This is a genomic window from Shewanella sp. SP1S1-7 (assembly GCF_031932105.1).
In the GTDB taxonomy this organism is placed as follows: domain Bacteria; phylum Pseudomonadota; class Gammaproteobacteria; order Enterobacterales; family Shewanellaceae; genus Shewanella; species Shewanella baltica.
Genome location: NZ_JAUOEU010000030.1, coordinates 1 through 26,909 on the forward strand (window position 1 = coordinate 1; position 26,909 = coordinate 26,909).

At 46.3% G+C, this 26,909-nt stretch carries 21 protein-coding genes and 3 tRNA genes; 21 read left to right on the forward strand and 3 right to left on the reverse strand.

From position 1 onward, the window contains the following. The first annotated feature begins 806 nt into the window (after positions 1–806). Both Q4Q49_RS18370 and Q4Q49_RS18375 read left to right on the forward strand, forming a co-directional pair. Positions 807–1,781, forward strand: a complete 975-nt coding sequence (locus tag Q4Q49_RS18370; protein ID WP_312000057.1) for a DUF1852 domain-containing protein — start codon at positions 807–809, stop codon at positions 1,779–1,781. Positions 1,782–1,836: 55 nt separating this feature from the next. Continuing rightward, complete coding sequence (locus Q4Q49_RS18375; RefSeq protein WP_012089815.1) at positions 1,837–2,916, forward strand: methionine synthase; 1,080 nt, start codon at positions 1,837–1,839, stop codon at positions 2,914–2,916. Positions 2,917–3,100: 184 nt separating this feature from the next. Here Q4Q49_RS18375 and Q4Q49_RS18380 read toward each other — a convergent pair whose 3' ends face one another. Both Q4Q49_RS18380 and aguA read right to left on the reverse strand, forming a co-directional pair. Continuing rightward, positions 3,101–4,807 (reverse strand): amidase, encoded by a 1,707-nt coding sequence (locus tag Q4Q49_RS18380; protein WP_312000083.1) that lies wholly within the window; start codon positions 4,805–4,807, stop codon positions 3,101–3,103. 77 nt (positions 4,808–4,884) lie between these two features. Next, the gene (gene aguA / locus Q4Q49_RS18385; protein WP_312000059.1) at positions 4,885–5,997 is read right to left on the reverse strand and encodes an agmatine deiminase; all 1,113 of its coding nucleotides are present in this window, start codon (positions 5,995–5,997) and stop codon (positions 4,885–4,887) included. Positions 5,998–6,525: 528 nt separating this feature from the next. Between aguA and mazG the strand changes: the two genes are divergently transcribed. The 11 genes from mazG to rpoS all read left to right on the forward strand — a co-directional run bounded on the left by mazG (position 6,526) and on the right by rpoS (position 17,018). Next, entirely contained in the window at positions 6,526–7,422 is an 897-nt protein-coding gene (gene mazG, locus Q4Q49_RS18390; RefSeq protein ID WP_312000060.1) for a nucleoside triphosphate pyrophosphohydrolase, read from the forward strand. 116 nt (positions 7,423–7,538) lie between these two features. After that, entirely contained in the window at positions 7,539–9,176 is a 1,638-nt protein-coding gene (locus Q4Q49_RS18395; protein WP_106651225.1) for a CTP synthase, read from the forward strand. Between the two features lie 230 nt (positions 9,177–9,406). Next, a complete protein-coding gene (gene eno, locus Q4Q49_RS18400; protein WP_006082616.1) occupies positions 9,407–10,702 on the forward strand; it encodes a phosphopyruvate hydratase in 1,296 nt (431 codons plus the stop codon). 99 nt (positions 10,703–10,801) lie between these two features. After that, positions 10,802–11,101, forward strand: a complete 300-nt coding sequence (gene ftsB, locus Q4Q49_RS18405; protein ID WP_086010657.1) for a cell division protein FtsB — start codon at positions 10,802–10,804, stop codon at positions 11,099–11,101. A 12-nt stretch (positions 11,102–11,113) separates the two neighbouring features. Beyond that, a complete protein-coding gene (gene ispD, locus Q4Q49_RS18410) occupies positions 11,114–11,905 on the forward strand; it encodes a 2-C-methyl-D-erythritol 4-phosphate cytidylyltransferase (protein WP_226059649.1) in 792 nt (263 codons plus the stop codon). 37 nt (positions 11,906–11,942) lie between these two features. Continuing rightward, positions 11,943–12,428 carry a 2-C-methyl-D-erythritol 2,4-cyclodiphosphate synthase gene (ispF, locus tag Q4Q49_RS18415; protein ID WP_006082613.1) on the forward strand — a complete coding sequence of 162 codons (486 nt, stop codon included), beginning with the start codon at positions 11,943–11,945 and terminating at the stop codon, positions 12,426–12,428. Between the two features lie 20 nt (positions 12,429–12,448). After that, positions 12,449–13,582, forward strand: coding sequence for a tRNA pseudouridine(13) synthase TruD (gene truD / locus Q4Q49_RS18420; protein WP_312000061.1), 1,134 nt, complete (start codon positions 12,449–12,451; stop codon positions 13,580–13,582). After that, positions 13,579–14,328 (forward strand): 5'/3'-nucleotidase SurE, encoded by a 750-nt coding sequence (surE, locus tag Q4Q49_RS18425; RefSeq protein WP_107402385.1) that lies wholly within the window; start codon positions 13,579–13,581, stop codon positions 14,326–14,328. Before truD ends, surE begins: the two co-directional genes overlap by 4 nt. Further along, a complete protein-coding gene (locus Q4Q49_RS18430; protein ID WP_115334138.1) occupies positions 14,325–14,960 on the forward strand; it encodes a protein-L-isoaspartate(D-aspartate) O-methyltransferase in 636 nt (211 codons plus the stop codon). Before surE ends, Q4Q49_RS18430 begins: the two co-directional genes overlap by 4 nt. Before the next feature lie 100 nt (positions 14,961–15,060). Beyond that, the gene (locus tag Q4Q49_RS18435; RefSeq protein ID WP_312000062.1) at positions 15,061–15,957 is read left to right on the forward strand and encodes a peptidoglycan DD-metalloendopeptidase family protein; all 897 of its coding nucleotides are present in this window, start codon (positions 15,061–15,063) and stop codon (positions 15,955–15,957) included. Between the two features lie 80 nt (positions 15,958–16,037). After that, on the forward strand, positions 16,038–17,018 hold the full coding sequence (gene rpoS / locus Q4Q49_RS18440) for an RNA polymerase sigma factor RpoS (protein WP_006086853.1): 981 nt from the start codon (positions 16,038–16,040) through the stop codon (positions 17,016–17,018). 160 nt (positions 17,019–17,178) lie between these two features. Here the strand turns inward: rpoS and mutS are convergent, their stop codons facing one another. Then, positions 17,179–19,749 carry a DNA mismatch repair protein MutS gene (gene mutS / locus Q4Q49_RS18445; protein ID WP_312000063.1) on the reverse strand — a complete coding sequence of 857 codons (2,571 nt, stop codon included), beginning with the start codon at positions 19,747–19,749 and terminating at the stop codon, positions 17,179–17,181. 402 nt (positions 19,750–20,151) lie between these two features. Here mutS and recA point away from each other — a divergent pair, with 402 nt between their 5' ends. The 8 genes from recA (at position 20,152) to Q4Q49_RS18485 (ending at position 26,851) form a co-directional block, all read left to right on the forward strand. Then, on the forward strand, positions 20,152–21,219 hold the full coding sequence (gene recA, locus Q4Q49_RS18450; protein ID WP_312000064.1) for a recombinase RecA: 1,068 nt from the start codon (positions 20,152–20,154) through the stop codon (positions 21,217–21,219). 17 nt (positions 21,220–21,236) lie between these two features. Next, on the forward strand, positions 21,237–21,707 hold the full coding sequence (locus tag Q4Q49_RS18455) for a regulatory protein RecX (RefSeq protein ID WP_409373250.1): 471 nt from the start codon (positions 21,237–21,239) through the stop codon (positions 21,705–21,707). A gap of 430 nt (positions 21,708–22,137) precedes the next feature. Further along, positions 22,138–24,762, forward strand: coding sequence for an alanine--tRNA ligase (gene alaS, locus Q4Q49_RS18460; RefSeq protein WP_312000065.1), 2,625 nt, complete (start codon positions 22,138–22,140; stop codon positions 24,760–24,762). Between the two features lie 9 nt (positions 24,763–24,771). After that, the gene (locus Q4Q49_RS18465) at positions 24,772–26,028 is read left to right on the forward strand and encodes an aspartate kinase (RefSeq protein WP_006082603.1); all 1,257 of its coding nucleotides are present in this window, start codon (positions 24,772–24,774) and stop codon (positions 26,026–26,028) included. Between the two features lie 118 nt (positions 26,029–26,146). Further along, complete coding sequence (gene csrA, locus Q4Q49_RS18470; RefSeq protein WP_006082602.1) at positions 26,147–26,344, forward strand: carbon storage regulator CsrA; 198 nt, start codon at positions 26,147–26,149, stop codon at positions 26,342–26,344. A 205-nt stretch (positions 26,345–26,549) separates the two neighbouring features. Continuing rightward, positions 26,550–26,641, forward strand: a tRNA-Ser gene (locus tag Q4Q49_RS18475). A gap of 22 nt (positions 26,642–26,663) precedes the next feature. Continuing rightward, positions 26,664–26,740, forward strand: a tRNA-Arg gene (locus Q4Q49_RS18480). Between the two features lie 34 nt (positions 26,741–26,774). After that, a tRNA-Arg gene (locus Q4Q49_RS18485) sits at positions 26,775–26,851 on the forward strand. Positions 26,852–26,909: the final 58 nt, after the last annotated feature.

Below are 26,909 nucleotides of genomic sequence, written 5' to 3' on the forward strand. Positions count from 1 at the left end.
CCCATGGGATGACCTTATATGCCAAGTGTCCATACAAACCTCCTCAGGTTGTGATGAATAGACACTTAAATTTTAGGAAATGGTGCGCTTAATTGGACATATATGGATTATAAAATCTCATGGATAAATGAATTTGAAAGTGGTGTCAAAAATGAAGCGCCGAATTGCTTTGGGGCAATAGCTTTTTAGCTAAACGAGCAGCGAGAGGGTTAGTTAAGATTGGCATTGTTGCACCAGTGACCGTTGGCGACATCGATGTCGCCGTCGAGCCCTCAGGGATGCTTCTTTTAAAAAAAAATAGGCGGCGAGTCACTGGGGAAACAGTGGCAATTCATGCAGCACAACTGACGACAAAGTTATCTTGCTTTGGGGCAAATATGTGTAACTGGCAATATTACGAACTGTCTCTAGGGGGAAACTAACTCGACAATATATTGCTTCCCCTGCTTTTCCCTATCCCGAGTTCTGGTTAATCAACAACGCCATGCTAATCGATCATGAATATGGCTCATGTTGTATGTGAAATAAAACCGTTTTTGTTCATGTGCCGAACCACGTATAAATGACTCCAAGCGAAATATTAGACAAGCTTGAAGTTGCACCCTAGCTAAGCTATCAGAACTTAAGTCATCAGAACTTAAGTTAAAAGTAAGTCGCCCCTAAAAGACTGTGAGACAACTGAGTAAGAACCTCAGGACAGAACCTCAGACAGAACACGAATAATGTCTATCAGAGTCGGGTCTAGAAGCTAGAAGTGCAGGGCATAAACTCAGGTTTGAAATCAGACAATGGGATACTGGATCACTATGGATAAGCATTTTACATTTACGATTAACAGCATTTGTCTTGATGAAAATTATCATCCCTCAGACAAGACGCGTATCACCACCAACTTTGCTAATTTGGCCAGAGGTAGTCATCGCCAAGCGAACTTACGCAACGCGTTAAAGATGATTGATAACAGTTTTAATGCCTTAGCGCATTGGGATAACCCTAAAGGCGATCGTTATACTGTCGAACTTGAAATTATCTCCGTTAATTTGGATATTGACGGCAGCGGTCAAACCTTCCCATCGATTGAAGTTTTGAAAACCAATATTGTTGATCATAAAACCAATAAACGTATTGAAGGTATTGTCGGCAATAACTTTTCATCTTACGTACGCGATTATGACTTTAGCGTATTACTGGCAGAGCATAATAAGGGTCAAGCCAAATTTAGTATTCCAGATGATTTTGGTGGTCTACATGGCAAGCTATTTCAGTCTTTTGTTAATTCTGATGCTTACAAACAGAATTTTAATAAGCCACCGGTTATCTGCCTCAGTGTTTCGGATAATAAAACCTACCATAGAATTGAGAATCAGCATCCTGTATTAGGGGTTGAATATCAGCCAAATGAATCGTCTTTAACTGAGCAATATTTCAAAAAAATGGGCTTACAGGTGCGTTATTTTATGCCGCCCAATAGCGTGGCACCGTTAGCTTTTTATTTCTTTGGTGATTTACTCAATGATTACACTCACCTTGAGTTGATAAGCACCATCAGCACTATGGGAACTTTTCAAAAAATCTATCGCCCTGAGATTTATAACGCCAATGCTGTTGCAGGGAAATGCTATCAACCCAATTTGAAAAACTTGGATCATTCATTAACTCAAATTGTTTATGATCGAGCAGAACGTAGCCAATTGGCTAATGAGCAAGGAAAATTTGCCGCGGAGTACTTTATCAAACCCTACCAAAAGTTTTTTGAACAATGGTCTGCTAATTTCGTTTAGTCGCTCTGCGCTTAATCGTCACGCTCAATAATTAACCCAATACGGCATTAATATCATGACAACACTACTTAATAAAACACCGCTTAACAAAACATTGCTTAACCAAACCCTGTTACCGACTTCAACGGCAGGCAGTTTGCCTAAACCTGTGTGGCTGGCAGAGCCGCAAACACTTTGGTCTCCTTGGAAATTACAAGGTGAGGAATTAATTGCAGGTAAACACGATGCACTGCGTTTGTCATTACAGGATCAACTACACGCAGGGATTGATATTGTCAGTGATGGCGAGCAAACGCGGCAGCATTTTGTCACTACGTTTATTGAGCACCTCAACGGCGTTGATTTTTCAAAACGTAAAACCGTGAAAATTCGCGATCGTTATGATGCGAGTGTACCTACGGTTGTTGGCCCAGTGAGTCGCCAAAAGTCCGTGTTTGTTGAAGATGCCAAATTTTTACGCAAGCAAACTACGCAACCAATTAAATGGGCTCTGCCTGGCCCAATGACCATGATAGATACGCTTTATGATGACCATTATAAAAGTCGCGAAAAGCTTGCGTGGGAATTTGCCAAAATTCTTAATGAGGAAGCCAAAGAATTAGAAGCGGCGGGGGTTGATATTATCCAATTTGATGAGCCTGCCTTTAATGTGTTTTTTGATGAGGTAAACGAGTGGGGCATTGCGTGTTTAGAACGAGCCATTGAAGGGCTTAAATGCGAAACGGCGGTGCATATTTGTTATGGTTATGGCATCAAAGCCAATACAGATTGGAAAAAAACCTTGGGCTCAGAGTGGCGCCAATATGAAGAAGCATTTCCTAAACTGCAAAAGTCTAATATCGATATTATCTCGCTAGAATGTCACAACTCCCATGTGCCTATGGAGCTACTTGAGCTCATTCGCGGTAAAAAAGTCATGGTCGGCGCGATTGATGTCGCCACCGATACCATTGAAACCGCAGAGGAAGTGGCTGACACCCTACGAAAAGCCCTTAAATTTGTCGATGCCGACAAGCTCTATCCTTGTACCAACTGCGGCATGACGCCTTTATCCCATCAAGTCGCAAGAGGCAAACTCAACGCCTTAAGTGCAGGCGCAGAGATCGTCAGAAAAGAACTCTTGGCATTAAGATAAGACGCGATAAGTGCTGCTATCTTTTTTACAGCAGCATGTTTTATAGCAGTATGAATCTAGCTTTGTTGAAAGGGTATCGACGTCGGTATTAAAAAAACGGGATTGGCATCTTGATGCCAATCCCGTTTTTATTTCTAAGCTCATGCATTTAGTGCTTACATAGGCTTATGCATTGTCTTAGCACTTATTCACCAAGCTTTGGCGTGCGTGGCGGGATCATGCGCCTGTCGCCTGTCGACTCAAATGCACCTGCAAATTTCAGCAGGTTATTATCGTCATAGGCACGGCCCGCGAAGGTTAACCCCACTGGCATACCAATATCGGCCATCACGCCCATAGGCACAGTCACAGTCGGCACGCCTAAGTGGCGAATTGCTAGGTTACCGTTAGCGACCCAAACCCCGTTGCTCCAAGCAATATCGGCTGAAGCCGGATTTACATGGGCATCGGCAGGGCCGACATCGGCCACCGTTGGAAACAACACGGCATCAAGCTTAAGCTCGTCCATCCAGTCTTCGAGATCCAGCTTACGGGTCTTCTCTAAGCCACGCAGACCATCGGGAATACTGTCGATCTGATCGAAGGATTTAAGGCCACGTTTAGCCATGTTGACATACTCTTCCATGCCCGCCGCTAAATCACCCTCACGGTTTGGCAAGGTGCCGAGGTCATGGGGGAATATCAAATGTCCCACCACATCTTCAAGCTTGTTGAGTTTAGGGTCGTTGTTCGCCCGCAGGAATTCATCGAACGCCCAACCCGAGAGTTCCCATAATTCATCATGGAGGAACTGAGGCGTGACTATGCCGCGGTTAAACACGGTCGGCGCACCGGGGCGGTCGCCTTCGCAGTTAGACACCAGCGGAAAATCGACTTCAATCACTTCCGCGCCAGCAGCTTCTAGGGCTTTACGCGCCGCTTCCCACAAATCGATCACCGATTGGCGAGTATGGATACGTTGTCCCGTTGGCCCGCCAATGCCCGGATTTTCGCTGGTTACCGCGAGTTCATCTTTGTTGATGTACATGCGCGGTACGCCAAAACGCTTACCCTTAAGGGTGTCGGCGCTAGCGGCGAGCGCCAGATAGGATTCTGGACGAACGCTAGACGCTTTAGGAATTTGAATCCAAGGTTGTAGGCGCCAGAGATCGCCACGGGTGATAGGGTCATCGGCCACAATCACATCGAGCACTTCGAGCATATCCGCCATAGTGCGGGTATAAGGCACGACCACGTCCATGGTTGGGGTTAATGGCCAGTTGCCACGCACCGAAATCACCCCGCGAGACGGCGTATAGGCGCACAAACCGTTGTTGGATGCAGGGCCACGGCCACTCGACCAAGTCTCTTCGGCAAGACCGAACGCCGAGTAGCTTGCCGCGGTACCTGTGCCCGCTCCGTTGGAAGAACCCGAGGCAAAGGGCGCCGTCAGATAGTTCGCATTGTAGGGGCTTTCGGCGCGGCCATAGTGACCACGCTGCATGCCGCCATTCGCCATGGGTGGCATATTGGTTTTGCCTAAGCAAATAGCACCTGCGGCGCGAAGGCGCTCGACGGCAAAGGCATCGTACTGGGCCACTAAATCTTTAAAGGCTGGGCTGCCAGACGCCGCCGTCAGTCCCTTCACTAAATAGCTGTCCTTAGCGGTGTAAGGAATACCATCGAGCGAACTTAAGGTTTCGCCACGGGCACGGCGCGCATCGGAAGCCTCGGCTTCTTTCAGCGCATCCGGATTGTGCACCACTAACGCATTCAGCTTTGTCTCAGTGGCAGGACCATCGTAAGCCGCCACTCGAGCCAAATAGGATTTCACCAACTCAACCGCAGTCGTGCGGCCGGATTCGAGCGCTTCACGCAGCTCGGCAATGGAAACTTCAGTCACTTCAAACATTTTACGCCCTCCCGCAGAAAGCCAATTGTGGTGCAATAACAGTGACATCAAGCGTCATACTGTTCTCCTTGGTGTACTTACTTTCCAGAAGGGATCTGCTGAGTAATACAATGGATATTGCCGCCACCTAATAAAATCTCCCGCGCAGGCACACCCACAATCTTGTGCTCAGGGAAAATCTCCTGCAGTTTTTGCGCAGCGATATCGTCGGTTGCAGGGTCAAGCAGTGGGAATACGATACGATCGTTGGTGATTAAAAAGTTCACATAAGAACCCGCTAAGCGCTCGCCCGCAGTGCGCGGTACGCCAGTGCCTTCTGTTACGCCTTTTGATTCTTCTTCGGTGCAATACAGTGGACCTGGTTGTGGCAACAGGTGAATTTTTAACTTGCGACCTTGGGCGTCAACAGTGTTTTGCAACACGTCCAGCGCGGCTTTCGAGCGTGGATATTGTGGATCGGTTTCATCGTCGGTCCAGTGCAGGATCACTTCACCTGGGCGGGCGAAACAACACATGTTGTCGATATGACCATCGGTCTCATCCATATACACGCCATCTTGTAACCAGATAAACTGCTTAACATTCAAATAGTCACGCAGTAAGTCTTCAATCTGTTCTTTCGTCAGATCTGGGTTGCGGTTGGCGTTGAGTAAACATTCGGCACTCGTCATACAGGTGCCTTCACCGTCAACATGGATAGAACCCCCTTCGAGGATCAGCGGCGCGCTGTAACGGGCAAAACCATGCTGCGCAAGCATTTGCTGTGCAACTTGTTCGTCCTTATCCCATGGGAAGTACAAACCACCGTTATGGCCGCCCCAAGCGTTAAAACCCCAGTCAACGCCACGACATTCGCCATTATCATTCACAACTACGGTTGGCCCAGTGTCACGCGCCCAGCAATCGTTACTGTCCATTTCAACCAAAGTGACGTGGGATGGCATCACTTTTTGAGCTTCAGCTAAAAAGGCTTTAGGTACACCCATATAAACGGGCGTTGCACCACCAATAGCATCGGCCACCTTAGCAAAGGTCGCTTGAGCATAAGCACCTGCAGAGCGCCAGTTATCAGGACGATATGGCCAAATCATCCATACGGCTTGCTGCGCCGCCCATTCGGCGGGCATATAAAAACCATCTTGTGATGGCTTAGTCGTTAACGGCGTGGCATCCATATTCGCGTTTGTCATGAATTTTGTCTCCAGTAATGCTCAGATCTATAAGGGTGTACGCCCCATTTTGGGCGACAGAATAGAAATACACCTAACATAATCAAATAAATCGAATGACCGCATTCATTAAGCGGTACTTATCACATGCATACATCACATATATAGTTAGGCCGAAATTGTTAGGTCTTCACTCAGTGAGTTTTAGCTTCATTGAAATATTGCTGCGTATCTTATCATTTAAGATGGCTTGCGCTAAATACTTGTATGCAGGACATAGATGAGAATTTGTTGAGTCGTTAAGTCGTCAGTTTATTGCTCTTTGGGTGAATTTCACCACTACATGGCGCGAATGCACTTTTAGTTAAAATAAGACCTATTAAATAAGAACCCTAAGATCTGATCTCGGGATCAAAATAGCGCTTTTATGTGACCTCGCTTATCATCGCGTTATTATAGCCTTTCATTAACAAGCACTGCTGAGGCGTATTCTTTTTGTTCATCCTCAGCATTAGTCCGTTTAAGTATTTATCTTTTAAGGATATCAGCATGACTTCTCACACTGAGCCATTAACTTCATTTTCGACCTCGGGACTTTCTGTAACGGGCCTTTCTGCTACAGATGTTGAGCCGCTACTTAAAATAATGGAAAAACTGCGTGATCCGCACACGGGCTGTCCTTGGGATAAAGCACAAACGTATAAAACCATAGTGCCCTTTACCTTAGAGGAAGCCTATGAGGTTGCCGATACCATAGAGCGCTTAGCCTGGGATGAGTTACCCGATGAACTTGGGGATTTATTATTTCAAATCGTATTCTATTGTCAGCTTGGTAAAGAGCAGGGGTTGTTTGATTTTGCTACTGTGATTGAGAAAATCAGCGACAAGTTGACCCGCCGTCATCCCCATGTGTTTGGTGAGCAAAATCCGCAAATAGGCGATAGTGCCCAAGCGATGAAAGCCAATTGGGAGGCGATTAAAGCGACTGAACGTGAGCAAAAGGCGCAGCAAGTGGCGGGTGAAACCCAAGCTGATACTGTGGTTTCTGCGTTAGACAATATTCCGCGTACCCAACCTGCGCTGTCGCGCTCAATCAAAATTCAGCAAAGAGTAGCGCGAGTTGGGTTTGATTGGGCAGAGCTTGAACCCGTGGTCGCTAAAATCCATGAAGAGATCGATGAAGTCGTGCATGAAGTTAATCAACCCGATCAAGACCAAGCGAAAGTGCAGTCCGAAATGGGCGACTTATTATTTGCCGTGGTGAATCTAGCCCGTCATCTTAAGGTCGATCCAGAGCAAGCGTTGCGTCAAGCCAACCTTAAATTTGAACGCCGTTTTCGCGGCGTAGAACAGTTGGCGAGTGAGAGCGGTAAAAGCATGCAAGAGCACACATTAATGGAGCTTGATGCCTATTGGGACCAAGTAAAAGCGACAGAGACGAGATAAACGGCAAATTATCCTGATTGGTGTTTGTCGAATCGCGCCGCCTTTGGTATACTACTGCCCCGTCCTAGTGCTTTCTTACAAGCACGTATTTTCAAACTCATTTTCTCAGGTTCAGCATGACTACAAGGTATATCTTCGTTACTGGTGGCGTTGTTTCATCACTAGGTAAAGGCATTGCAGCAGCATCATTAGCTGCAATTTTAGAGGCCCGCGGTCTCAATGTAACCATCATGAAACTGGACCCTTACATTAACGTTGATCCGGGTACCATGAGCCCAACCCAACATGGCGAAGTATTTGTTACTGAAGACGGTGCAGAAACAGATCTTGACTTGGGTCACTACGAGCGTTTCATCCGTACTAAGATGAATCGTCGTAACAACTTCACTACTGGTCGTATTTACGAAGAAGTATTACGTAAAGAACGTCGTGGTGATTATTTGGGCGCAACCATTCAGGTTATCCCACACATCACTAATGCGATTAAAGAAAAAGTATTAGCTGGTGGCGAAGGCCATGATGTGGCTATCGTCGAAATCGGCGGTACTGTGGGTGATATCGAATCTTTGCCGTTCCTAGAGTCTATCCGTCAGCTCGGTGTTGAGCTGGGTCGTGATCGTACTCTTTTCATGCATTTAACCTTAGTGCCTTTCTTAGGCGCGGCTGGCGAAGTGAAAACTAAGCCAACTCAACACTCAGTGAAAGAGCTGCGTTCTATCGGTATTGCACCAGATGTGCTGGTTTGCCGTGGTGATCGTGCGATTCCTGCGAATGAAAAAGCCAAAATTTCGCTGTTCTGTAACGTCGAAGAGCGTGCGGTTATTTCATTAAAAGATGTTGATAGTATTTATAAAATCCCAGCTTTGTTACGTTCACAAGGTTTGGATGACTTAGTGGTTAAGCGTTTCGGTTTAGAATGCCGTGAAGCGGATCTGTCTGAGTGGGAAAATGTGATTTATCAAGAAGCTAATCCAAACGGCGAAGTCGTTATTGGTATGGTGGGTAAATACATTGAACTGCCAGATGCCTATAAGTCAGTCAACGAAGCATTAAAACACGCAGGCCTTAAAAACCGCGTATCTGTGACTATCAAGTATATTGATTCACAAACCGTAGAAGCTAAAGGCGAAGAAGTCTTACAGGGTTTAGACGGTATCTTAGTACCAGGCGGCTTCGGGGAGCGTGGTGTTGAAGGTAAGATACTGGCGGCAAAATTTGCCCGTGAAAACAATTTACCGTATTTCGGTATTTGTTTAGGTATGCAAGTTGCCCTGATTGAATTTGCGCGTAATGTTGCTGGCATGGCTGATGCACATTCAACTGAATTCAATAAAGAAACACCATTCCCAGTCGTGGGTTTGATCACTGAATGGATTGACGAAGAAGGTAATGTTGAGCAGCGCCATGAAGCGTCTGACTTAGGTGGCACTATGCGTTTAGGCGCTCAATTGTGTCATTTACTCGATGGTTCGAAAGCGGCCCAAGCCTACAAAGGGACTAGCTGTGTAGAACGTCACCGTCATCGTTACGAAGTGAACAACAAATACAGAGAGCGTTTAGAACAAGCTGGCATGATCTTCAGCGGTTTGTCTTCTGATCGTAAGCTGGTGGAAATGATCGAATTAAAAGATCACCCATGGTTTGTTGCAGGTCAATTCCATCCTGAGTTCACCTCAACTCCGCGCGATGGTCACCCATTGTTCGAAGGGTTTATTGCTGCGGCAAGTGCGCATCAAAAACGTGATCTGAAGTAAGAATATTTGAGGCCGGACCCGCGACAGTGGGGCCGGCCTTTTGCTACACTCGTCGCTACTTGAAACATAAGAATTTAATACCTCTGGGTATAAACAGCATGCGTATCAGTTGCATCTGTATGGACGCAAACCGTAAATGGAATTTTGTTATTTTCTGCGGTATGTGACTTCCATTTATTCCCATAGGTATTGGTTTTTTCTTTTATCTTTAAACTTAAATCGAGGGTGTTATGGCTAAGATTATTAACGTGATTGGTCGCGAGATTATGGATTCTCGTGGTAACCCAACTGTTGAAGCCGAAGTGCATTTAGAAGGTGGTTTTGTGGGTATGGCAGCGGCGCCTTCTGGCGCATCTACCGGTAGCCGCGAAGCGTTAGAATTACGTGATGGCGATAAAAGCCGTTATTTAGGCAAAGGCGTATTAACGGCTGTTGCCAACGTAAACGATTTAATCCGCACTGCGTTATTAGGCAAAGATGCCACTGCACAAGCTGAGCTTGATCAAATCATGATCGACTTAGACGGCACAGAAAACAAAGACAAGTTAGGCGCAAACGCGATTCTGGCTGTGTCTTTAGCGGCTGCCAAAGCGGCTGCAGCATTTAAAGGTATTCCTTTATACGCGCACATCGCTGAATTGAACGGCACGCCAGGCCAATATTCTATGCCTGTGCCTATGATGAACATCTTAAACGGTGGCGAGCACGCGGATAACAACGTTGATATCCAAGAATTCATGGTGCAACCTGTTGGCGCGAAAACCTTCCGTGAAGCACTGCGCATGGGCGCTGAAATCTTCCATACGCTGAAAAAAGTATTGCACGACAAAGGTCTAAGCACTTCTGTGGGTGATGAAGGTGGTTTTGCACCTAACTTAGCGTCAAACGCTGATGCGTTAGCCATTATCAAAGAAGCGGTTGAACTGGCTGGCTACAAGTTAGGTACGGATGTGACCTTAGCGCTGGATTGCGCCGCATCTGAATTCTACAAAGACGGCAAATACGATTTAGCGGGCGAAGGCAAAGTATTCGACTCGAACGGTTTCTCTGATTTCTTAAAATCATTGGCTGACCAATATCCAATCGTGTCTATCGAAGACGGCTTAGACGAATCAGATTGGGATGGTTGGGCTTACCAAACTCAAATCATGGGCGACAAGATCCAATTAGTGGGCGACGATTTATTCGTTACTAACACTAAAATCTTAACCCGTGGTATCGAAAACGGTATTGCAAACTCAATCCTTATCAAATTCAACCAAATCGGTTCATTGACTGAGACTTTAGCGGCCATTCGCATGGCGAAAGAAGCGGGTTACACAGCAGTGATTTCACACCGTAGTGGTGAAACTGAAGATTCAACCATTGCTGACTTAGCCGTAGGTACTGCTGCTGGCCAAATCAAAACCGGTTCACTGTGTCGTTCTGACCGTGTTGCTAAGTACAACCAATTGCTGCGCATCGAAGAGCAATTAGGTGAAAAAGCCCCATACCGCGGTTTGAAAGAGATCAAAGGTCAGGCGTAATTTAAACTTTGATGTAAAAAGGCCACCACTTGGTGGCCTTTTTTGTTGTACTATCTGCTGTATATTTTTTTAATCCAAGATACTGACGCTAATTCCTCCATGAAATTTTTTGTCATTGCACTCATAGTGCTACTCGGTTTACTGCAATTTCGTCTTTGGTCGGGAGATAATAGTCTTCCTGAATATTTCGTCCTGCAAAAACAAATTGCCGCGCAGCAAGAAGGTAACGCCAAACTCAATGAGCGTAACCAAGTGCTGAAGGAAGAAATCATCGATTTGAAAAGTGGTACCGAAGCCATAGAAGAACGTGCGCGTAACGAACTTGGCATGGTCAAAGAAGGTGAAACCTTCTATCGCGTCGTGGGTGGTGATCGCTCAGTATCGAGTCCATCCCAGTAATATGGAGTTAGGATGTCAGAGCTAGGACATTTAGATCTTGGATTAAGCGAGCAATCCAATCCAGGCAGTCAATCTGAGCCGGTAATGCAAACTGAATTGCAGCGCCAAGCTGAGCCTATCACTCAAGCTGTGGTGGCTATCGTTCCCGCTGCGGGCATTGGTAGCCGCATGGGCGCCGACAGACCTAAACAATATCTAGAAGTGTGCGGCCAGAGTATTCTCGGCCATACTTTAGATAAGCTGTTGTCTCACCCGCACATTTCCCACGTCATCGTCGCCTTACATCCGAATGATAATATCTTCAATACCCTGCCACAGGCCGTGCATCCCAAATTGACCACAGTATTAGGCGGCGGTGAGCGCGCAGATTCTGTGTTGGCGGCGCTGCAAATTGCGCCCGAGCAGAGTTGGGCCTTAGTGCATGATGCGGCAAGACCTTGTTTAACCGCGACGGATATCGACAAGTTACTCGCATCCAGAGTGCAATTTCCCCAAGGCGCGATTTTGGCCATGCCAGTGCGCGATACCATGAAGCGCGCCAATAAACAGGGCGAAATCAGTGCCACTGTCTGCCGCGATAATTTATGGCATGCACTGACGCCGCAGTTATTTCAGGCAGCGCAGCTAAAAGATTACCTCAATGCCGCTCTGGCGGCAGGCGCGGTCGTGACAGATGAGGCTTCGGCGATGGAATGGGCGGGCATTTCACCCGGACTCGTTTCGGGCCGTGCTGACAATATAAAAGTGACGCATCCCGATGATTTGGGATTGGCCGAATTGTTTTTAATGCGTGCCGCAAAATAGTCATAATCCAAATAAAACAATACGTTAGGAATATTAAATGAAAATCCGTATCGGCCATGGTTTCGATGTGCATAAATTTGGTGCTGCACGACCCCTCATTCTTTGCGGCGTCGAAGTGCCCTATGAAACTGGCCTAGTCGCACATTCAGATGGTGATGTGGTGCTGCATGCGATTTCCGATGCGATCCTCGGCGCACTGGCGCTGGGTGACATAGGTAAACATTTCCCCGACACAGATGCCGCCTATAAAGGTGCTGATAGCCGCGTATTGCTGCGTCATTGCTATGCTTTAGCGAGGGCTAAAGGCTTTGTGCTGGGTAATCTTGACGTCACTATCATAGCGCAAGCCCCTAAAATGGCGCCGCACATTGAGGCAATGCGCCAAATATTGGCCGCAGATTTAACCTCGGAACTTGACGACATTAACGTCAAAGCGACCACGACTGAACAGCTAGGATTTACCGGGCGTAAAGAAGGTATTGCGGTAGAAGCCGTGGTATTGATGACCCGTAAACACGATTAACTTAAGAGTAAAAAAGTCCCATGAGCGAATTACATTATCTGTATGGCAAGCCTTTAGGTACAGCAGATTTAAGAACCCAAAATAGCGATTTTATCGTGAAAGAGATTTTACCTTTTAGCCCAACGGGTGAAGGTGAACATCACATGCTGCATGTACGCAAAGAAGGGCTAAATACAGTACAAGTCGCTGAAATGATCGCTAAGTTCGCTAAGGTGCATCCAAAGGAAGTGACCTACGCTGGACAAAAAGATAAAAATGCCATCACAGAACAATGGTTCGGTGTGCGTATTCCGGGTAAAGAGACACCGCTTTGGAAGGAGCTCAGTAGCGAACGTTTGACCATATTGTCGAGCAGCCGCCACAGCAAAAAACTGCGAATTGGTGCCTTAGTCGGTAACCGTTTTATTCTTACCCTGAGAAATGTCACCCAAGTCGAAGACATTATCAGCCGTATCGAAAAGGTCGCTCAAGTGGGCGTTCCCAATTACTTTGGTGAGCAACGCTTTGGTCACGATGGTAAAAACTTAGTTTTTGGTCGCCAAATGATGGCGGGTAAAAAAGTCAAAGATAGAAATAAGCGCAGCATGTATTTGTCTGCGGTGCGCTCAAATCTGTTTAACACTGTGGTGTCGTACCGTTTAGCCAACCATGGCACTAAGCCTCTAGCGGGTGATTGTGTGATGTTGGCGGGCAGCAAAAGCTTCTTCGTTACGCCTGAATGGGATCTTATTGTGTTGAAACGTCTGATTGAAAAAGACATTCAACTATCAGCACCATTATGGGGCCGTGGCATGATGTTGCCTCAAGGTGAAGCTGCTGCGGTGGAAACCTTGGCCATGAGTGAGTTGGCTGACGATTGCTATGGCCTTGAACATGCGGGATTAGAGCAAGAGCGTCGTCCGTTACTGCTTGAGCCCCAAGCCCTTAAATACGAACAAACCGCCGATGGTCTTGTGCTTGAGTTTGTGTTGCCTGCGGGCAGTTTTGCCACATCCTTGTTGAGAGAGTTAGTCAATTATCAAGATGTTAAAGAGCAGCAATGGCAAGCGACACTGGTGCAGGAGCCTGCGCCAGAGGCAACGAATGCTAACGTAGCGGCTGATACAATTGAAACTAAGACTGAAGCTGCACCTAACACTGAAGCAGAGTCATGATCCGCATCTTAGTGAGCAACGATGATGGGGTTAATGCTCCGGGGATCAAAGCCTTAACTGAGGCCTTGGCTGAAATTGCGACTGTGCTGACAGTGGGGCCAGATCGTAATTGTTCTGGTGCGAGCAATTCATTAACCTTGACTAATCCATTAAGAATTAATAGGTTAGATAACGGTTACATTTCTGTTCACGGTACACCGACTGATTGTGTGCATTTGGCTATCCGAGAATTGTACGATGGCGAACCCGATATGGTGGTGTCTGGTATCAATGCTGGCGCGAACATGGGCGATGATACCTTGTATTCGGGGACTGTCGCTGCCGCGATGGAAGGGCGCTTTTTAGGTTTTCCTGCGGTCGCGATTTCGCTCAATGGCCGCAAATTCGAACATTATCAATCGGCGGCTGTTTACGCTCGGCGGATAGTTCAAGGCTTGTTGGCCCAGCCTTTGGCAAAGGATCAGATTTTAAATGTGAATGTGCCAGACTTGCCGCTTGATCAAATCAAAGGCATTAAAGTGACTCGCCTTGGTGCTCGTCATAAGGCTGAAGGCATAGTACGAACGCAAGATCCCGCTGGACGTGAGATCTTCTGGCTCGGCCCACCAGGACAAGAGCAGGACGCCACTGAGGGCACTGATTTTCATGCTATCGCCAATGGCTATGTGTCAATTACGCCTTTGACGGTTGATTTAACTGCCTACGGACAACTAACGGCATTGCAAAATTGGGTAGATAAAATATGACTCGAGTTGCCTTAACATCGGCGGTGAACTTAGCTAAAAAGCTTCATGATGCGGGGATCCGCAATCAAGCCGTGTTAAAGGCGATATCGCATACGCCGCGGGAAATCTTTCTCGATAATGCGTTAGCCCATAAAGCCTATGAAAATACCGCTTTACCTATTGGCCAAGGGCAAACCATCTCGCAGCCTTATATCGTCGCCCGTATGACCGAACTCTTACTGCATAAGATGCCTCAGCGCGTATTAGAAGTGGGTACAGGATCGGGTTATCAGGCGGCAATTTTGGCGCAATTAGTGCCGCAGCTTTGTACTATCGAGCGCATCAAAGGTTTGCAAATTCAAGCGAGACAGCGCTTAAAACGATTAGATTTGCATAATGTGTCGTTTAAATATGGTGATGGCTGGTTAGGTTGGGCGAATCGTAGCCCGTTCGATGCCATTATGGTGACCGCTGCCGCTTCGACTATACCTGAGGCCTTACTGTCTCAATTAGCGGAGGGCGGAGTGTTAGTTCTGCCAGTCGGCGAAGATACCCAGCAATTGATGCGAATCACTCGTACTGCGGACCGCTTCAGTTCGGAAACAATTGAAACGGTTAAATTTGTCCCTTTGATTAATGGAGAGTTAGCTTAACCTTGTGTTGTGCTACTGTCTCCACTGAACAGCTTGTCTTGCAACGAGGGCATTGTTTTCTCATCATAAACAGTAATACAGCCTCACCAAGGAGTTTTTATTGTTGAATGCGGGTTTAGTCTTAAACCTCTGCTTTATATTTCTGCTTGCAGGCTGTAGCTTTCAGGCCAGCCGACCCGCGCCCGTCGAAAATATTTCCCATAGCTACTCTAAAAACAACAAAGGCCACATTAAATCGAATTCATATAAAGTTAAGAAAGGCGACACGCTTTACTCTATTTCTTGGGGAGCAGGAAAGGATTTTTCTGAAATAGCTAAACTTAATCAGTTAGATAACCCTTATACAATTTACCCAGGACAGATTTTATATTTAACGAATGCTAAGTCGAGTAGTCAGTCCAAATCTACAACTTTAGATGGAAGGAAAACGAGCTCCTCGGGTAATAATTCTAGTAAAAATGATAAAAAACAAACAGATAATCAAGCTTCTCAAACCGGCACTAAGTCAAGTAATGATCTGAAAAAAACACTTGATCAGAAAGCTAAGCCCGCGTACCTTGTAACAAGTTCCCAACAAAATGTTAACTCGATCATGGTTCCACCGACTTCGACACTACCAACCAGTGTGAGTCAGTGGGAGTGGCCAGTAAGAGGGAAGTTAATCGGGACTTACTCTGCCAATGAGCAGGGAAATAAAGGCATTAAGATCGCGGGGAATCGGGGAGATATCATCAAAGCTGCTGCAGATGGGCGGGTGGTATACGCAGGAAGTGCTCTTAGGGGTTACGGTAATTTAGTGATTATTAAACATAGTGACGATTACCTTAGTGCTTATGCTCATACGGACAAGATCTTAGTCAAAGAAAAGCAACATGTCCTCGCAGGGCAGACAGTTGCAAAAATGGGCAGTACAGGTGCCAATCGGGTAATGTTACATTTTGAAATTCGTTACCATGGACAGTCTGTAAACCCACTTACTTATTTACCCAAACAATGATTGCTTGGGGCCTTGTTGGCAAATGGAGGATAGGAAATTGCACTAATTCAGCAGTTTAATCAGGTTTGGGAGATTTAATCATGAGCCGCATAAAAAGCACTGCCGCAGAAGCACTAGTAGATTTATCCGTAGACACTGTTGACTTCGATCTTGAAAAAGAAGAAGTTGCATCCGATTTAGTTCAAGAGCTAGGAATAGAACAACAGGTTCAAGATGACCTGCAAAAAAATCTTGATGCCACTCAACTTTACCTAGGTGAGATTGGTTTTTCCCCACTGCTTAGCGCAGAAGAAGAAGTTTACTTTTCCCGTAAAGCCTTAAAAGGCTGTGCAAAATCCCGTAATCGCATGATCGAAAGTAATTTACGTCTGGTCGTAAAGATTGCCCGTCGTTACAACAATCGCGGCTTAGCACTGCTTGATCTTATCGAAGAAGGCAACTTAGGCTTAATTCGGGCCGTTGAAAAGTTTGACCCAGAAAGAGGTTTCCGTTTTTCAACCTACGCGACTTGGTGGATCAGACAGACCATTGAGCGCGCCATTATGAATCAGACTCGTACAATTCGTTTGCCTATTCATGTTGTTAAAGAACTCAATGTTTACTTGCGCACCGCTCGCGAGTTAGCACAAAAACTCGATCACGAACCTACGGCCGAAGAAATTGCCGAAAAACTACAAGTGTCGAGTGCTGATGTCAGCCGTATGCTTAAGCTGAATGAGAAAATCACCTCTGTCGATACGCCTTTGGGGGGCGATAATGACAAGGCGTTGCTGGATATTTTAGCCGATGACGATAACGTTGGCCCTGACTATAAAGTGCAAGATGAAGATATTTCTAATTCAGTGGTCAAATGGCTCAATGAGTTAAACACTAAACAAAGAGAAGTGTTAGCCCGCCGTTTTGGTCTGTTAGGTTATGAACCTTCTACACTCGAAGATGTGGGGGCTGAAATCGGTTTAACCCGTGAGCGTGTACGTCAAATCCAAGTGGAAGCATTGAAACGTTTACGCGACTTATTAGGATCTCAAGGTTTATCTGTTGAAGCTTTATTTAGAAACTAATACCGCATCTTTGTTACTCAAGATGTCTAGCTAAGGTTTTAAGTCTAGTGGTTAGGTCTGGTCTATAAAAGTAAAACGCCCACTCAAGAGTGGGCGTTGTTGTTTCTAGTCATTTATTACTGATCATATCGTTTAGCGAATATCACCCGTTCACAGAGCTTTAGCTCAGACGTTTCAGCTCATAGAGCAAATCAAGTGCCTGCTTTGGCGTTAAGTTATCGGGATTAATGCTACTTAACTTCGTTAACGCTGGATTCTCAATTGGTTCAGGTAACGCGAGTAAGCTTTGAATAGGCGTCCTCGTTCCTTCAGCTTGATGATCGCGACTCTCCAATTGCTGCAACTTATGTTTAGCGGCTTTAATCACTTTGTTTGGTACGCCGGCAAGCGCCGCAACTTGTAAACCGTAGCTTTTACTGGCGGCGCCTTCTTGTACTGCATGCATAAAGGCGATGGTATCATCGTGCTCTATGGCATCTAGGTGCACATTGTAAACACCTGCCATCAAGTCAGGTAACTGAGTTAATTCAAAGTAATGGGTGGCGAATAGGGTCATAGCGCCGACTTGCTGGGCTAAATACTCTGCCGCCGACCAAGCGAGCGATAAACCATCATAGGTGGATGTACCGCGGCCGATTTCATCCATTAACACTAAGCTACTGGCGGTGGCGTTGTGTAGAATGTTGGCGGTTTCTGTCATTTCGACCATAAAGGTTGAGCGGCCAGAGGCCAGATCGTCAGAGGCGCCAATACGGGTAAATATGCGATCGATAGGGCCGATCAGTGCGCGATCTGCTGGTACGAAACAGCCAATGTGGGCCATCAGCGTGATCAAAGCGACTTGACGCATGTAAGTCGATTTACCGCCCATGTTGGGTCCGGTGACAATCAACATACGTCTTTGATTGTGCAAGGTCACTGGGTTAGCGATAAACGGTGTTTGACTCACACGCTCCACCACGGGGTGGCGACCAGCCTCTATCTGCACACCGATATCTTGGCTCAGCTCTGGGCAAGTGTAACCTAAGGTTTCGGCGCGCTCGGCAAAGTTACTCAACACATCAAGCTCAGCCGCCGCACGAGCAAAAGCTTGTAATTCATGTAACTTAGGTAGAATAAGATCGAACAACTGTTCCCATAACTGCTTTTCGAGTGCCAGCGCTTTACCTTGGCTCGAGAGTACTTTTTCTTCGTACTCCTTAAGTTCGGGCGTGATATAACGCTCCATATTCTTAAGGGTTTGACGTCGTTGGTAATTGAGTGGCACTTGCGAGGATTGCAAGCGACTTACTTCGATGTAATAGCCGTGTACACGGTTATAGCCGACTTTAAGGGTGTTGATACCTGTACGTTCTTTTTCTCTGGCTTCGAGTTGTACTAAGTAATCGCTTGCACCTTCGCTCAGACCGCGCCATTCATCTAGTTCGCTGTTGTAGCCTTCACGGATCACTCCGCCATCGCGGATAAGCATAGGTGGATTATCGACTATCGCGCGCTCAAGCAGGGCTTGTTCAACGGGGAACTCACCTAAGTATTGACGTAATTGAGTCGTGTGTGGCGCGCTTAGGGTACTTAAACTCTGTTGTAATTCAGGTAGTAAGCCCAGCGCTTGACGTAAACGGGCAAAGTCCCTAGGTCGAGCGGTACGCAGCGCGAGTCTTGCCATGATACGTTCAATATCGCCAAGTGCCTTTAATTGCTCATGCAAACCTTCGTGGGCGGCAGTATCGAGTAATTCAGTCACCGCCTGTTGGCGTGCTTTGATGTGTTTTGGATCTCGCAGCGGCTGATGGATCCAGCGTTGCAACATACGGCTGCCCATAGGCGTTGCCGTGTTATCCAATACTGCGGCTAAGGTATTATCGCGGCCTCCGGCAAGGTTTTGAGTGAGTTCTAAATTACGGCGAGTTGCCGCATCGAGCACTATGCTATCGGTTTGATTAAAGCGGGTAATGGCATTGATGTGGGGCAGGGCAGTGCGCTGAGTGTCTTTGACATATTGCATCAAACACCCCGCAGCCTGCAGTGATAAACGCGCATCTGCAATACCAAAACCATGCAAGTCTTTCGTGCCAAACTGGGCTAGCAGTAACTTAATGCTAGTATCGTAATCAAATTCCCATTCAGGGCGACGGCGTTTGCCTTTAAAACCGTTTAGCAGAGCAAGTTCACCAAAGTCTTCACTGTAGAGAACTTCAACAGGATTAGTGCGTTGCAATTCAGCTTCTAATGACTCTCGCGTCTCGAGTTCGGCAATCACAAAACGTCCAGATGAAACATCTAGAGTGGCATAACCAAAACCGACTTTACCTTGATAAACTGCGGCCAACAGATTGTCTTGGCGTTCCTGTAGCAGGGCTTCATCGGTTAAGGTGCCAGGCGTGACGATACGCACCACTTTACGTTCAACTGGCCCTTTAGAGGTTGCTGGGTCGCCAATTTGTTCACATATTGCAACCGATTGACCAATTTGAACTAATTTCGCTAGATAGCCTTCCACAGCATGGTAAGGCAGTCCTGCCATGGGGATAGGATCGCCACCACTTTTACCGCGCGCCGTAAGTGAAATGCCTAACAGCTCAGAAGCACGTTTAGCATCGTCATAAAACAACTCGTAGAAGTCACCCATGCGATAAAACAGCAACATGTCATGATGTTCTGCTTTCATGGTCAAGTACTGACGCATCATAGGAGTATGTTTTTCTAAATCATCGGTATCAATTACATTCATTAAATCGTTATCGTCCGTTGTGACTGCCTAAAGGCGATACAGTTTGTGTGGTTACAGGGGATTAAGCGCTAGAGAAGCAGAAGACTGCTATACAATTTTCAGCCAAAAAGACCACGCAAAATTTGCTGCGCCAATCTTAGCAATAATTTACCGAAAATTGAGCCCTTGATGACGGATATTCGTCAAAGGGATGCGATATCGGATTTGATATTCGCTAAAACCTTGGCCATATTAAAAATCCCATGAGCTAAAAATAATTCAGTCACAGGTCTTGATACTGTATGATTGTACAGTATACTAGTCAGCAGAATTAAGACGAAAAGCGCGGCTTTTTGAATTACCCGTTTGTAAATTGAATATTACTTTTGACAGCTTAAGGCATGTCTTGATGAGGGAACTGGAATGAAGGTCGATCCAAATAAAGAGAAAGCACTTGCTGCGGTATTGAGCCAAATTGAGAAGCAATTTGGTAAAGGCTCCATCATGAAGCTGGGCGAAGATCGCTCTATGGATGTTGAGACCATTTCTACCGGTTCTCTGTCTCTGGACGTTGCTTTAGGTGCTGGCGGTTTGCCAATGGGTCGTATCGTTGAGATCTATGGTCCTGAATCATCAGGTAAAACGACACTGACTTTAGAAGTGATTGCCGCAGCGCAACGTGAAGGTAAAACCTGTGCCTTTATCGATGCTGAGCATGCACTCGACCCTATATATGCTAAAAAATTGGGCGTAGATATTGATAACCTGCTGTGTTCACAACCAGATACTGGCGAGCAAGCGCTTGAGATTTGTGATGCATTAACTCGCTCAGGCGCTGTTGACGTTATCGTCGTTGACTCAGTGGCGGCATTAACGCCTAAAGCTGAAATCGAAGGCGAAATTGGTGATTCTCACATGGGCCTAGCGGCACGTATGATGAGCCAAGCCATGCGTAAACTTGCGGGTAACTTAAAGCAATCTAACACCTTACTTATCTTCATCAACCAAATCCGGATGAAGATTGGTGTGATGTTTGGTAACCCAGAAACGACAACCGGTGGTAACGCGCTGAAGTTCTATGCTTCTGTTCGTTTAGACATTCGTCGTACTGGTGCCATTAAAGACGGCGATGAAGTTGTCGGTAACGAAACACGCGTTAAAGTGGTGAAAAACAAGGTTGCAGCACCGTTCAAGCAAGCCGAATTCCAAATCCTTTATGGCCAAGGTATTAACCGTACTGGTGAGTTAGTTGACTTAGGCGTAGCCCATAAGTTGATTGAAAAAGCGGGTGCTTGGTACAGTTATAAAGGCGATAAAATCGGTCAAGGCCGTGCTAATGCTGGTAAATATTTGACTGAAAACCCAGCCATTGCTACTGAAATTGACAAGACATTACGTGAGTTACTTTTGAGCAATCCTAGTGCACTGGCTGCTAAAGATGATGATAGCACGGAAGATAATGTTGATTTAGAAACAGGCGAAGTATTCTGAGTCAGTCAGCCCGTCAAATCGCGGTCGCGCTGTTAGCGCGCCGCGATTATTCCCGCTTACAAATCCGCGATAAATTGCTCGAGAAAGGCTTCGACCTTAACGATATCGAACCTGTACTCGACGCTTGTGAATCCTCCGGTTTTATCAATGATAATCGCTATGCTGAATTATTGGTGCGTAGCCACATTAGTCGAGGGCACGGTGCTATCCGTATCCGCCAAGCGATAGCGCAAAAAGGCTTGTCTAAAGATTGTATTGAAGCGGCGATAACCAATAGTGATTGTGACTGGTTTGAGCTAGCAAAAGATAAAGCCACCAAAAAATATGGTGTTCCCCGCGTAACAGAAGTGAAGGGCTCTAAAGCTCGGGATCTTATCGCGAAGGAAAAGGCCAAACGAGTGCGCTTTTTAATGGGTCAAGGCTTTAGCTACGATCAAATCACTTATGCGTTAGATTCAGATCCCAATGATCTCGACGACGATTATTAATTGCCTCAACTCATCGATTGCGATGTAACCTTAAGACTGCAAAGCTCCTTTAAATATCACTCAATAGGCTTAGTACAATTAGGTTTGATATCGAGTTAAATTCACTCGACACTGGCCTTAATCGCGCAAAATTCATATCGTCATCAATTACTCTTTACCTTGCCATTTTGACTCTAGCCACTCTTACGTGGGCTTTAACGCACTTTATGCAGTGTTGGTTATTCTTAACTTAGCCCACTAGGTCTATAAATAACCGTCTTGCCTAAAGTGCGTTAAATCTCCGCTGAATTCTGTATCTTGAGGTTGTTTGGGTATATATCACCAATCAAGGCTGGTCGTCCTTCCTCAGTCTGCTTATAATGCTGGGCAAATAGAAATACGGCTAGCCTAAGGCGTAGCTGGTAATGCTTACCCAATTCAGGATGATTTCATGTATCAAACTACAGCAGAGCTTAGAAGCGCTTTCCTCGAATTTTTCCGCAGCAATGGTCATCAAGTTGTGGACAGTAGTTCATTAGTGCCAGGCAACGATCCCACACTTTTATTTACCAATGCAGGCATGAACCAGTTCAAGGACGTGTTTCTTGGCATGGACAAACGCAATTATACGCGTGCGACCACTGCTCAACGTTGTGTGCGCGCCGGTGGTAAGCATAACGATTTAGATAATGTCGGTTATACAGCACGTCATCACACCTTTTTCGAAATGCTGGGTAACTTCAGTTTTGGTGATTATTTCAAAGAAGAAGCGATTCGTTTTGGCTGGACTTTCTTAACTGAAACGTTAAAGCTGCCGAAGGAACGTCTGTGCGTCACTATTTATCAAACAGACGATGAAGCCTTTGAAATCTGGAATAAAAAAATTGGTGTTGCTGCTGAGAACATTATCCGTATCGGCGACAACAAAGGTGCTGCTTATGCGTCAGATAACTTCTGGCAAATGGGTGATACCGGTCCTTGCGGCCCATGTTCTGAGATTTTCTATGACCATGGCGACCATATTTGGGGCGGCCGTCCTGGCAGTCCTGAAGAAGATGGCGACCGTTTCATCGAAATCTGGAACATCGTTTTCATGCAGTACAACCGTCAAGCATCGGGTGAAATGTTGCCTTTGCCTAAGCCATCGGTTGATACCGGCATGGGGATTGAGCGTATTGCCGCGATTATGCAAGGCGTACATTCTAACTACGAAATCGACATATTCCGTACGTTGATCGCTAAAGCGGCAGAAATCATCGGCGTAAGCGATTTAACCGAGAAGTCACTGCGCGTCATTGCCGACCATATCCGTTCATGTGCATTCCTTATTGCCGATGGTGTTATGCCGTCGAACGAAGGCCGCGGTTATGTGCTGCGCCGTATTATTCGTCGCGCCGTTCGCCATGGTAACAAGTTAGGCGCGACCGAAGCTTTCTTCTATAAGCTGGTTCCGTCTTTGATTGCGGTGATGGGCGATGCGGCCAAAGGGTTAGCTGAGACTCAAGCGATTGTTGAAAAAGCACTGAAAGCGGAAGAAGAGCAATTTGCCCGGACGCTTGAACGTGGTTTAGGCATTTTAGATGCGGCCTTAAACGAGTTAAAAGGTAACACCTTAGACGGTGAAACCGTATTTAAGCTGTATGACACCTATGGCTTCCCAATGGATTTGACCGCTGACGTATGTCGCGAGCGCAACATCATTGTCGATGAAGCAGGTTTCGAAGTCGCCATGGCTGAACAACGTAGCCGCGCACAAGCTGCCGGTAACTTTGGTGCAGATTATAACGCAGCGCTGAAAATCGATGCTGAAACCGCATTCAGTGGTTACACCGAATTAGCGGGCCAAGCTAAGATCACTGCGATTTATCAAAACGGTGAGTCAGTGACGGCGATCAAAGCGGGTGATGAAGCCGTTGTCGTGCTCGATGTAACACCTTTCTACGCGGAATCTGGCGGTCAAGTGGGCGATAAAGGCCAACTGGTTGCGAACGGTGTTGAATTTACCGTTAATGACACGCAAAAGTACGGTCAAGCAACGGGCCATCAAGGTGTGTTAGCTACAGGTAACTTGAGTGTTGGCCAAGTTGTTGAAGCAAAAGTCGACAAAAAACTGCGTCACCGTACTCAGTTAAATCATTCTGTTACACATTTATTGCATGCTGCACTGCGTCAAGTGCTCGGTACTCACGTTTCGCAAAAAGGTTCATTGGTTGATCCTGAGCGTTTACGTTTTGACTTCTCCCATTTCGAAGGCGTAAAAGCCGCTGAATTAAAAGAAGTTGAAGAATTAGTTAACACTCAAATTCGTCGTAACCATGAACTTAAAACCGCTGAAATGGGCATAGATGAAGCTAAAGAGAAAGGCGCTATGGCACTCTTTGGTGAGAAATATGACTCACAAGTGCGTGTTGTGACTATGGGCGATTTCTCTATCGAATTGTGTGGTGGTACCCACGTGGGCCGAACGGGCGATATCGGTTTATTCAAAATTACCTCTGAAGCGGGTATTGCAGCAGGTGTTCGTCGTATCGAAGCCGTGACTGGTGCCGCTGCTATGGCTTATGTGGCGCAGCAACAAGCTGAACTGGAAGAAGCTGCGGCCTTATTGAAAGGCGATGCCAACTCAGTTGTCGCTAAATTAAAAGCCCAGCTCGACAAAATGAAGCAACTTGAAAAAGAAATGGCGCAGCTGAAAGACAAGCTAGCTGCCGCAGCGAGTGCAGATTTAGTGGGCGATGCCGTTGTAGTTAATGGCGTTAACGTGCTGATCAAAAAATTAGACGGCGTTGAGGCAAGTTCATTACGCGGCTTGCAAGATGAATTAAAACAGAAATTGAAATCGGCCATTATCGTGCTTGGCACCGCGCAGGAAGGGAAAGTTAACCTGATCGCCGGTGTGAGTAACGATCTGATCGGTAAAGTCAAAGCGGGTGAGCTCGTCGCTATGGTCGCTGCACAAGTGGGCGGTAAAGGCGGTGGTCGTCCTGATATGGCTCAAGCGGGCGGTAGCCAGCCAGAAAATCTGGATGCGGCATTGGCTCAAGTATTACCTTGGATTACTGAGCGTCTAGCTTAAGAGGTTGCTGTGCCCCAAAAACGAAAGCTTAGTGGTAGCAAGCTTTTTGTGAAAAAGTTCGGCGGCACTTCGGTGGGTTCTATTGAACGTATCGAAGCGGTCGCTGAGCAGATTACAAAGTCAGCTCACAATGGTGAGCAGCAAGTCTTAGTCTTATCTGCAATGGCGGGTGAGACTAATCGACTATTTGCACTGGCAGCACAAATTAATCCGCGGGCCTCGGCGCGCGAATTAGACATGTTAGTGTCAACGGGTGAGCAAGTGAGCATTGCCTTGATGTCGATGGCGTTACAGCGCCGCGGCATAAAGGCGAAATCCCTTACGGGCGATCAGGTACAAATTCATACTAATAGTCAATTTGGCCGCGCCAGCATCGAGCGAGTGGATACTGAGTATTTGCAATCCCTGCTTGCCGATGGTGTTGTGCCGATCGTTGCAGGGTTTCAAGGCATCGATCCTCAAGGCGAAGTGACCACCTTAGGGCGCGGTGGTTCAGATACCACAGCTGTAGCCTTAGCGGCAGCGTTAGAAGCCGATGAATGCCAGATTTTTACTGATGTGGCTGGGGTATTTACCACAGATCCGAATATCGATAGCAGTGCACGTCGCCTCGATGTGATTGGGTTTGATGTGATGCTCGAAATGGCAAAGTTAGGCGCCAAAGTATTGCATCCCGATTCAGTCGAATACGCCGAGCGTTTTCGTGTGCCATTGCGAGTCTTGTCGAGCTTTGAAGCTGGGCAGGGGACGTTAATCCAATTTGGCGACGAGTCTGAACTCACTATTGCCTCGTTAGTTCAAGGTATTGCGATTAATAAGGCGCTGGCAACGCTGACTATTGAAGGGCTGTTTACTACCAGTGAACGCTATCAAGCGTTATTAGGCTGTTTAACGCGATTGGAGATCGATGTGGAATTTATTTCCCCATTGAGGATCCACGAGGATGATCCTTCGGGTCGAGTCAGTTTTATGCTCGCTGAAGCTAAGGTTGATACTCTGCTTAATGAGCTCGAAGGCTTAAGCGAAAGCCTTGCTCTCGGACCATTGATTATCGAACGGCAACGTGCAAAAGTATCTTTAGTTGGCAAAGGTTTACAGGCAAAAATGGGATTATTGACTAAGATGTTAGAAGTCTTGGGTAATGAAACTATTCATGCTAAGTTACTCACGACGTCAGAGAGTAAATTGTCAACCGTTATCGATGAAAGGGACTTACACAAGGCGGTTCGGGCGTTACATCACGCTTTCGAGCTAAATAAGGTGTAATTAAATAACCGTTTGAGTATTGAATACTATTAATTTGTACTAAGCTGACCTTATAATAAGCCCATCTACCGGATGAGTGCCGTGTGTAAGCTGAATTAAGAAATAAAGGAGCTATCGAATGCTGATTTTGACTCGTCGTGTTGGCGAAACACTGATGATTGGTGATGAAGTCACAGTTACAGTGCTAGGGGTAAAAGGCAATCAAGTGCGTATTGGTGTGAATGCACCAAAAGAGGTTTCTGTTCACCGTGAAGAAATCTACCAACGCATTCAATCTGAAAAATCAGGTACACCATCGGAAGGTGGTAACTTTTAGTACCTTGTTTTGGCAAGTGTACTACGGCAACAGAAGAGTCAGTTTTTTAACTGGCTTTTTTATTTTTTAGGTCGAAAGATTGGCGTAAATCAATACATTGGCTTGATATAACAGCAATGTGATTAAAAACAGTTCAAATGGAATTTGTTTCGGAAAAAGGGTTTGACTTATTTTCGTCAAACAGTAATATGTGCGCCAAGAAAACGGAGAGGTGGCCGAGTGGCCGAAGGCGCTCCCCTGCTAAGGGAGTATGGGCTTTAACTCCCATCGAGGGTTCGAATCCCTCCTTCTCCGCCATTTCTTACAGATAGAAAACAGTGCGCGTGTAGCTCAGCTGGATAGAGTACCTGGCTACGAACCAGGCGGTCGGAGGTTCGACTCCTTCCACGCGCACCATTTTTTATTGAAAAAGTAAACTTAGATACAAGTCGCGCGTGTAGCTCAGCTGGATAGAGTACCTGGCTACGAACCAGGCGGTCGGAGGTTCGACTCCTTCCACGCGCACCATTTCTGCATTAGTTAATCTTTAACTCATCAGTTTTGAATTTCAGTTAGAAATTTTGTA